Source organism: Holdemania filiformis DSM 12042 (genome assembly GCF_000157995.1).
Classification (GTDB): Bacteria; Bacillota_I; Bacilli_A; order Erysipelotrichales; family Erysipelotrichaceae; genus Holdemania; species Holdemania filiformis.
In genome coordinates this window covers 148,076-150,836 of record NZ_GG657552.1, presented here as the reverse complement: position 1 = coordinate 150,836, position 2,761 = coordinate 148,076, and the positions used below count along the sequence as shown (strand labels likewise).

The window sequence follows — 2,761 nt, the reverse complement described above, 5'->3', positions numbered from 1 at the left end:
AGCTGCCGGCGTGAACCTCATAGATGTTCAACGGCTCGGAGAAGTTCTTGGAACGTTCGCCCAGCCAGATCTGATCCTTCCACTGAAAGCCTTTCAGATTGACGATGACCGAAGCGCTGTTCGGACGCATCTCGCTGTAAAACGCATAGGGGTCGGACTTATCGAAAACGTTGCCGGCCGAATCCTCAATCCGGTATTTATACAGCTGACCTTCTTTTAAATCCGGGATAAACAGACTCCAGATGCCCTGATCCTCCGGCAGCCGCTCCATGTTCGCGTTCTCGCCATTCCAACCGTTAAAATCGCCGACGACCTGAACGCTGCGCGCATGCGGCGCATAGACCGTAAAACGCACACCGTTAACGCGTTCATAAGTGAAATGCGCGCCGAACAGCTCGTAAGCGTCAATGCAGTGCCCCTGATGAAAGCTTTCAATGAGTGTTGTCTGATTCATGGATTTCCTCCTGTTTCTCTCTCTTTTCTTTTATGCCGAAAACCGCTGAACATGTCTATTCCTTCCAGCGTTTTTTTCAGCATCATGATCTTCATTCCTCCAGATCTGAATTAAAAAGAGAGCGGCTTCCGCCTTTGTTCTATCTATTATCATATTACAACATTGCCCCCGACAGTTCAATCTTTTCTTGTCATCTTTTGTAAGCCCTTTCGCATTTTGTTCAGCCTTTTTCATCCCGGTTTTCCCTGTTTTTTTAGCGATATAACACCCCTGGAAATGATTACCTTAACGAAAGAAGCAGGCGTTTTGCCCGCTTCCTTGTTTTCAGCCGATCCTCCAACCGGCCGTTTTTGCCGTCATTGCTGAATGATAACCGACTTTTTTACATTCAGCCGATAAAACACCGTCCCTTCAAAATATCGCTTTCTTCTGCGCCCGGCGCAGAATCTCTGCTTTTTCCGTTCGTCCCATCAATGTGTAATAGATTTCCCAGACCCGCAAAGAATGCAGCGGAATCCGCTGTCCCTCCAGACTGAATCCTTCCTCGATCTCCTCACTGCGCAGGGGAAGCTCATGAACGTGACCTTCGCTGACGATAGCCAGTCCGCCGATCACATCGATTTCGACGCCTTCGATCAGAAATTCCATAAAGCAGCGTGTCTGAAAGGCGGGCGATGGGATAAACGGACGGCGGGTACCGAGCGGCTCTAACAGTTGAGCAACCTGTTCGCCGGCCTGTTCATCAATCATCAGATCGAGATCGTGAAAGTCGGAAACCAGACCTTTAAAATAGAGCAGCAGCGAACCGCCGACAGCCCATTGAATTTCATGTTCATTGAACAGCTCTGCCAGCTGAACTAACACCTGAAGTTTTTCCTCTTTCGTTTTTGTCATCGTGAAGCCCTCCTTTATTTCATGCGCAGATACAGTTTGCGGAAAACCGCCGGGTAGATCCGTTGATAAAGTGCTGAAATACGGCGGCGGAGCTGCGGCTCGTCCAAACTGGCCGCCAGATCCAACACCAATACGGCGTAATCGACATGATAGAGATGCAGCCGGATCCCGGTTAACCGCGCTCCGGCGCGTTGATAAAAGGCGATCCGCTTCCGCGCTTGTTCCGTCGGCGCGGCTTCGGCTTCAATGACGATCATTTCCCGGTCGGCAAACATCGTTTTCAGCTCGTTTAAAAAACGTGTTCCCCACCCCTGCCCGCGGGATGACTGTATGATGGCAAAATAGTCCAGCAACAGACAGCGCTGCGCTGTGTCTTGTTCCAGTACGGCATAACCGATCAGCTTATCCTGCTCGAAATAGCCTAAGCACAACGCGATATTCTTTCGCTTCTGCGCCAGAATGCGGCTCAGCGGTTTTAATTCGTCCGGCGGAAAATCCTGTTTCATCGCCTGCCGGTAGACCTCAGTCATTTCCACGTCATTGAACGATTTGATCATCAGCGTTCCTCCTTTGCTTCATTCTCCTTTTCCGCTTTTATATAAAATAAAAGAGGCCCGCAGGCCTCAAAGTAGGTTGGTTTGATTAAAGAACGGTAACGTTGACTGCGCGTGTCTTGCCGCTTCTTTCGTCGTTTTCAACGTCGTAAGAAACCTTCTGTCCTTCTTCCAGGGACTTGTAGCCGCTGCCGTTGATGCCAGAGAAATGAACGAAGATATCACCCTGTCCGTTGTCGTCAGAGATAAATCCGTAGCCCTTCTCAGCGTTAAACCATTTTACTTTTCCAGTATTCATTATGAAATACCCTCCTTATTGAATTTAGAACTTTCGGGTCAATAAGCTAAAACGCGCTCGAAATCACCTCTTGAAGCATGATCTCACAGCGCGTTATCATATCATCCAACGGTCTAAATCTGTTAATATTATATGCTCAAACAAAAAAGTTGTCAACTACTTCCAGGGTCGTTTGAACTAAAGTTTGAACAAAATTTTTATTCAGGAGCGAAAATAAGTATGCTGTCTTAATCCAACACGAAACGGTGTTTATTTTTGTGGTATTCTAGTTTACATTTACACATAGAAACTCGTTATTTCAAACCATTAAACCCGGTTTCTACATTAAAAAATACAGAAAGAAATTAGAAAAGGCAACGCTAAATTTATGGTCAGATACAGCCAACTGGTTGTAATAATAGAGTTTCTGACGTGAAATTGTGGGAATTTCCTAAAAAAACAGATTGATCTCTCTGCCAAATCGCAGCGGTTATGTTTCAGGATAACCTGGGTTTTCTTTATTAATAGATTTCATACTTTCCTACTGAAAATGAATATAATCTAAGAGTGAGCTCTTTGAAG

Annotated in this window: 5 protein-coding genes; all 5 read right to left on the bottom strand. The window is 46.3% G+C overall.

The window, feature by feature from the left end; translation table 11 throughout:
- On the bottom strand, window positions 1-454 hold a 454-nt coding region (locus tag HOLDEFILI_RS01560), incomplete at its 3' end, for a GlgB N-terminal domain-containing protein (RefSeq protein ID WP_006057585.1).
- A 30-nt stretch (window positions 455-484) separates the two neighbouring features.
- Window positions 485-688 (bottom strand): hypothetical protein, encoded by a 204-nt coding sequence (locus HOLDEFILI_RS19485; protein WP_006057584.1) that lies wholly within the window; start codon window positions 686-688, stop codon window positions 485-487.
- A gap of 177 nt (window positions 689-865) precedes the next feature.
- Window positions 866-1,348 (bottom strand): nucleotidyltransferase domain-containing protein, encoded by a 483-nt coding sequence (locus HOLDEFILI_RS01550; RefSeq protein ID WP_006057582.1) that lies wholly within the window; start codon window positions 1,346-1,348, stop codon window positions 866-868.
- Window positions 1,349-1,362: 14 nt separating this feature from the next.
- Complete coding sequence (locus tag HOLDEFILI_RS01545) at window positions 1,363-1,905, bottom strand: GNAT family N-acetyltransferase (protein WP_006057581.1); 543 nt, start codon at window positions 1,903-1,905, stop codon at window positions 1,363-1,365.
- 85 nt (window positions 1,906-1,990) lie between these two features.
- Entirely contained in the window at window positions 1,991-2,200 is a 210-nt protein-coding gene (locus tag HOLDEFILI_RS01540) for a cold-shock protein (RefSeq protein WP_006057580.1), read from the bottom strand.
- Between the last annotated feature and the right edge of the window lie 561 nt (window positions 2,201-2,761).

Excerpts from the sequence above, each read along its gene's own strand:
- HOLDEFILI_RS19485 (WP_006057584.1), bottom strand. The coding sequence starts at position 688 with ATGAAAAAGGCTGAACAAAATGCGAAAGGGCTTACAAAAGATGACAAG.
- HOLDEFILI_RS01550 (WP_006057582.1), bottom strand. The coding sequence starts at position 1,348 with ATGACAAAAACGAAAGAGGAAAAACTTCAGGTGTTAGTTCAGCTGGCA.
- HOLDEFILI_RS01545 (WP_006057581.1), bottom strand. The coding sequence starts at position 1,905 with ATGATCAAATCGTTCAATGACGTGGAAATGACTGAGGTCTACCGGCAG.
- HOLDEFILI_RS01540 (WP_006057580.1), bottom strand. The coding sequence starts at position 2,200 with ATGAATACTGGAAAAGTAAAATGGTTTAACGCTGAGAAGGGCTACGGA.